5 protein-coding genes are annotated in these 5,763 nt (G+C 43.4%); 3 read left to right on the plus strand and 2 right to left on the minus strand.

Features of this window, described 5'->3' with window-relative positions:
* Nucleotides 1-190 precede the first annotated feature (190 nt).
* Complete coding sequence (gene accB / locus L0J61_RS08570) at nucleotides 191-619, plus strand: acetyl-CoA carboxylase biotin carboxyl carrier protein (RefSeq protein ID WP_301466032.1); 429 nt, start codon at nucleotides 191-193, stop codon at nucleotides 617-619.
* Nucleotides 620-753: 134 nt separating this feature from the next.
* Complete coding sequence (accC, locus tag L0J61_RS08575; protein ID WP_301466028.1) at nucleotides 754-2,127, plus strand: acetyl-CoA carboxylase biotin carboxylase subunit; 1,374 nt, start codon at nucleotides 754-756, stop codon at nucleotides 2,125-2,127.
* Between the two features lie 166 nt (nucleotides 2,128-2,293).
* On the opposite strand, the gene L0J61_RS08580 is transcribed toward accC, so the two are convergent.
* Together L0J61_RS08580 and leuA are read right to left on the minus strand one after the other, a co-directional pair.
* The gene (locus L0J61_RS08580) at nucleotides 2,294-2,896 is read right to left on the minus strand and encodes a hypothetical protein (protein ID WP_301466029.1); all 603 of its coding nucleotides are present in this window, start codon (nucleotides 2,894-2,896) and stop codon (nucleotides 2,294-2,296) included.
* Nucleotides 2,897-3,119: 223 nt separating this feature from the next.
* Nucleotides 3,120-4,904 carry a 2-isopropylmalate synthase gene (leuA, locus tag L0J61_RS08585; protein ID WP_301466030.1) on the minus strand — a complete coding sequence of 595 codons (1,785 nt, stop codon included), beginning with the start codon at nucleotides 4,902-4,904 and terminating at the stop codon, nucleotides 3,120-3,122.
* Nucleotides 4,905-5,122: 218 nt separating this feature from the next.
* On the opposite strand from leuA, the gene L0J61_RS08590 reads away from it, so the two are divergent.
* Nucleotides 5,123-5,611: an Lrp/AsnC family transcriptional regulator gene (locus L0J61_RS08590; protein WP_301466031.1), complete on the plus strand. Its 489-nt coding sequence runs from the start codon at nucleotides 5,123-5,125 to the stop codon at nucleotides 5,609-5,611.
* Nucleotides 5,612-5,763 lie beyond the last annotated feature (152 nt).

Here is a 5,763-nt window from a genome sequence, read left to right on the forward strand (position 1 = left end):
GTACTGGTCACCCACATCAACTATGATAAATTACAGACGATTTCTTACTAAAAATATAGATTTCGTCAAAATATGTTAAAATTCTCAGTTAACAACTGTACATTGATTGCTCATTGCTGTGAATATAGGTATCATTAGCAATATGCAGTTACACTATTTCTCGAATCAGTAAAAAGGCATGATAAAAACTATGGATATCGAAAAAATACGCACCCTAATCGCTCTCATGGAAGAAAGTGAACTGGTTAATCTAGAAATCAGCTCTGATGATGAACACGTCAGCTTAACACGTCACTACGATGCACCCGTACCAACCATGATGGCTGCGCCCGCTGCTGGTTCTGCGCCTGCTGCCCCAGAGGCAAAACCTGCCGGTAAGTCTGGCAGTGTTGAAACGTCACCGATGGTTGGTGTATTTTATTCTGCTCCTAGCCCTAACGACCCTCCATTTGTAAAAGTGGGTCAAAAAGTTCAGGCTGGCGATACGCTTGGTATTATTGAGGCCATGAAAATCATGAACCCTCTTGAAGCCACTCAAAGCGGTGTCATCGAAGAAATCCTAGTCGACAATTCTGAAGTTGTACAGTTTGGTCAGCCCGTCGTTCGCTATAAAGCATAACGATATTTGCCACAGCTTACTTCATTGTGATTAATGCCTCATGATATTTTGCATTGTTTGTCGTATTTTACAGCAATGCTAAACATTCAGGCTCAATCAATCACTGCCGTTTCGACAAGGACAAGGATGACCCCATGATAAAAAAACTGCTCATCGCTAATAGAGGTGAAATCGCACTACGCATAGTCCGTGCCTGCAAGGCGTTAGGTATTGAGACGGTAGGCGTTTACTCCACCGCTGATGCCAATCTAATGCATCTGCGCTTCGTTGATGAAGCTATTTGTATCGGCAAACCCAATGCCAATCAAAGCTACCTAGATATCAATACTATTTTGACGGCTGCTGAAATAACAGGTGCAGACGCCATTCATCCAGGCTATGGTTTTTTATCTGAAAACGCTGAATTCGCCGAACAAGTAGAAGAAGCCGGACTAACGTTCGTTGGTCCCAACGCTGATCATATCCGCCTAATGGGCAATAAAGTTTCGGCCATTAATGCTATGAAAAAAGCAGGCGTGCCGACGGTCCCTGGCTCTGTGGGCGCAGTGACCTTGCACAACGCTGAAGAGCAAGCTCGCAATATCGGCTTTCCACTTTTAATCAAGGCCGCTTCTGGTGGCGGTGGTCGCGGTATGCGTGTTGTAGAACGTTTTGATGAGTTGATTGGACAGGTACAAGCCGCCAAACAAGAAGCAGAGCTGTGGTTCAGTGACGACACAGTCTACATGGAACGCTATCTACAAAACCCACGCCATGTAGAAGTTCAGGTACTTGCTGACGGTAACGGCAACGCTATTCATCTGTATGATCGTGATTGCTCTTTGCAACGTCGCCATCAAAAAGTACTTGAAGAAGCGCCCGCGCCTGACATCCCTGATGATGTTCGCGAGCCTATATTACAAGCATGCGTAAAGGCATGCGAGCTTGTTAAATATCGCGGTGCAGGGACTTTCGAATTCTTATTTGAAAATAACGAGTTTTTCTTCATTGAGATGAATACTCGTGTACAGGTTGAACATCCAGTCACCGAAATGATCACGGGTGTCGACGTCGTGGTTGAACAGTTAAAGATTGCTGCTGGCTATGGCCTGTCGTATCGTCAAAGCGAAATCGAAATTCAAGGCCATGCCATCGAATGTCGTATCAACGCAGAAGACGCTGCCACGTTTGTACCTTGCCCAGGGACAGTGACTCAGCTATTCACGCCTAACGGTTCGGGTGTTCGCTTTGACTCACACCTCTACCCAGGCTACGAGATACCGACTTATTACGACTCTTTGATAGGTAAGTTGATTTGCCATGGTCAAACTCGTCAACAAGTGGTCTCAAAAACCCTACACGCTCTGGATGAGTTAGTGATTGAAGGCATCAAAACCAACATACCTTTACATCGTGATGTGATCTTGGCTGATGAGAACTTTACTAATGAAGCGCAGAATATTCATTACTTAGAAAAAGAGCTGCTAAATACAAATAAAGAAGAAAAGCCTTCAGCAACTGACGCTTAATAGTAATCGTGTTGTATGTTTGATATTCGATCTTAGAGCAGTGACCAGACATATAAATCATAAAAAAACCGCTGTTTCGATAGCGGTTTTTTTGACGTTAAATATTCTAAATCTTAATTAAGATATTCTCGATCTCAGTCAAAGGTTGTACCACAACCAACCCCTACTATGGCAATACTCTGTGGAATTTCATAAAGCATTCTTGCCCCTCAGGGTCAGCACACCACTGCATTTGGCTGCCATTGTGATCTAAAAATGCTATCAATGACTCACCAGTTTGATCGACCTGATTCCCCGAGCAGTCCACTTCATTGTTGTCATGAATAGTACTGATAGCAATGACTGGCAACCCACCTTCATGATGCGATACCAAATATTGGCCATAGGTCCATTCGTCGCCGCTCACCGTCCGCATCTCATTGTCTGCGCCAAAGTTATATATTTCTCGGCACTGATTAGACGCAGATGCAGTAGCAAGTAAGTCGTTGTCTTGAATATTGATACCACCTTTTTCAAACTGTGTTAGGACACCATCATCAGCCATGGCTAGTGGTTCATTCGTTTCATAGGCCTGCATATCGGGCGTTGCTTCTTTCGCCCTTGCCTCTTCAGTCATCGCAAGGCTGCTGTCTAAGTCTATCTCCCACTGTCCAGCAATCGCAGGACTAATGTGCGTGGTGATAGTGGGCTTGGTAACGACCTCGCCATTTATTGGAAACATGGTCAGAATAGACCCCAACGTCAGTGAAGCAAATGATATAGGTTCCATAATTAACCTTTAATTTATAATGTTGTATGGTAGCTACTTTAGCGTAAGTCTTAGGCATCAAGAATACAAGTAATATTATGCTATTGAAGGTAATACCTGTAACTATCTCCAAATATGACAATCTGATAGACAGCAAAAAAATAACGCCATAGCACTACCTATTACTGGCAAAGTGCTATGACGTTATATGAAGTAATATTAAAATTGCATATTGCGTTTAATATTAAGCAGCGGCGGTCTTTAATGCTTGCGAGAAAGCTGACAATGCTCCTTTTAGCATTGCAGATACTGTACTACTACAAGTACCAATACCAGAGTATACCTGACCATCAACGTTCAACTGAATGTAGGCAGCCGCAAGTGCATTAGTTTTATTATCAATATTGGTGTCGTCATCGATACCATCACCACTGTTGTGTTGCGGATTGATCGCATGTTCAGCGTAGTTAATAATATGTAACGTCTTGCCAGTATGCTGTGCCAAACCGTCGATAAACGATGACAATGGGCCATTACCGTTACCATCAATGTGAATGGTGTCGCCATTTAACTGTACCTGACCATCGAAGTAGACCTCACCACCTTTATTGTTGACACTATAGTCTAACAACTCAAAACTGCCTTGCTGAAGATAGGTGCTTTCAAACGTTTGTAAGATTTCATCATTCTGTAGTTCGCGTGCAACACTTTCTGCTTGTTTTTGTACCACACCACTAAAGTCGATTTGCATCCAGCGTGGCAAGTTAAAGCCATAGTTGCGCTGCAAAATATAGGCAACCCCGCCCTTACCTGACTGGCTGTTGATTCGTACCACGTCTTGATAACTACGACCAATATGCGCGGGGTCGATCGGCAAGTAGGCCACATCCCAGATGTTGTCTGTCTCATCTTGATGTTCTTCATTATAATCAAGCGATTTCTTGATGGCATCTTGGTGCGAGCCACTAAAGGCAGTAAATACCAATTCACCAACATAAGGATGACGAGGGTGTACTGGCAAGTTATTACACTCGCTCACTACCTGTACGATTTCACTCATTTCGCTAAAATCAAGCTCAGGATCGATACCTTGGCTAAACAAGTTCATCGCCATCACCATGACATCCATATTGCCCGTACGCTCACCATTACCTAGCAAGGTACCCTCGATGCGATCTGCCCCTGCTAACACGCCAAGTTCTGCAGCAGCTACTGCACAACCACGGTCATTATGAGTATGTAAGCTCACTGTGACATGCTCGCGCTGAGCAAGGTTACGGCAGAAGTACTCAACTTGATCAGCGAAGACGTTTGGCATAGATGCCTCGACAGTTGCAGGCAAGTTTAAGATTACTGCTTGTCCTTGTTTTGGTTGCCATACTTCACATACTGCATCACAAACCTCAACTGCATACTCGGTCTCAGTTTGGCTGAAGCTTTCAGGAGAGTACTGAAACACCCATTCTGTATCTGGGTATTTGGCAGCATAATCCACCAAAAGATTCGCACCATTGATAGCAATTTTTTTGATTTCTGCTTTGTCTTTACCGTAGACTTTTTCGCGTTGTACACGACAAGTTGAGTTATAGACGTGGACGACAGCACGTCTTGCGCCTTGTAGTGACTCAAAAGTACGTGCAATCAAATGCTCACGGGCCTGAACTAATACTTGTAACGTCACATCATCAGGTACGTGACCTTCTTCGATCAGTTTACGAGCAAAATCAAACTCAACCTGAGCTGCAGACGGAAAACCAATCTCGATTTCTTTAAAGCCAACTGCAACCAACGTCTTGAAAAAACGCATTTTTTGTTCGATCGTCATTGGATCAATCAGTGCTTGGTTACCATCACGCAGATCTACACTAGCCCATGTCGGTGCTTTCTCAATCGTTTTGCTCGGCCATGTACGATCTGGCAAAGAAGGTGCAAACGCGAATGGACGATACTTTTTATAATCAAAAGCGGCACTTTTTGGGGTGATCTTTGCAGTTGTTGATCCTGCTGTACGTGTGGTGTTGTCTGACATAATCAATCCTTAGATGACGTTTGAGGTTGTATTTTTAGCTGAATGGCTAGTGATTGAATCCATGTTGGTCATACGAGATAACCAATGTTGATGTCATCATAATACCAAAGTTCATCAAATATAAATCAGCTTTTTTTTGCTATTTTTAACGCCATTTAGGTGAAAAATATCAAAAAAATAGTTATTATTAGAACAATCCACCAAACAGATAAATTCTTATGCCAAAAATTGAATCAGAGCACGTTTTCACAGCAGATTTGGATGAAACGGACAAACAACTTTTGCGCTTATTACAAACTCAAGCACGTATGAGTGTTACCGAGCTGGCTGAGCGCATCAACCTATCAGCCACCCCTTGCGCTCGTCGGATCAAACGCTTAGAAGATACAGGCGTGATTACTGGCTACCATACCCAGACGGATGCACAAAAACTAGGTTATCCTCTTGCCGTTTTTATTGCTATCAGCATGGACCGTCATACCGCCGAGCGATTTGAATTATTTGAATCTAAAATTCAAAGCTTTGATGAGGTCATTAGCTGTAGCATCGTCACCGGGCGTACAGAAGACTATCTAATTAAGGTGCGCGTGCGTGACATGGCACATTACGAGGAGTTTTTGTTACACAGACTCAATCGCATCGAAGGTGTCGCCCAAGTGCATACCAGCTTCGAATTACGAGAAGTATTTAGCCGCAATATAGTTTAAGGAAATATCACTTATACAGGACTTGGTGATTCTCGACGAAATAAAAGCAATAGCACCAACCCTGTCACCAATCCCATAGCGGCAACCAACAATCCAGCAATGAACTACCCACTACCTTAGAGGTAGGGGTTTCTTAGGTAATGCTCATACTT

The organism is Psychrobacter sp., assembly GCF_030457785.1.
Taxonomy (GTDB): Bacteria; Pseudomonadota; Gammaproteobacteria; order Pseudomonadales; family Moraxellaceae; genus Psychrobacter.

What these genes read in the sequence shown, in the direction of transcription:
- leuA (WP_301466030.1), bottom strand. Translation starts at nt 4,904, where the DNA reads ATGTCAGACAACACCACACGTACAGCAGGATCAACAACTGCAAAGATC.
- L0J61_RS08580 (WP_301466029.1), bottom strand. Translation starts at nt 2,896, where the DNA reads ATGGAACCTATATCATTTGCTTCACTGACGTTGGGGTCTATTCTGACC.
- accC (WP_301466028.1), top strand. Translation starts at nt 754, where the DNA reads ATGATAAAAAAACTGCTCATCGCTAATAGAGGTGAAATCGCACTACGC.
- accB (WP_301466032.1), top strand. Translation starts at nt 191, where the DNA reads ATGGATATCGAAAAAATACGCACCCTAATCGCTCTCATGGAAGAAAGT.
- L0J61_RS08590 (WP_301466031.1), top strand. Translation starts at nt 5,123, where the DNA reads ATGCCAAAAATTGAATCAGAGCACGTTTTCACAGCAGATTTGGATGAA.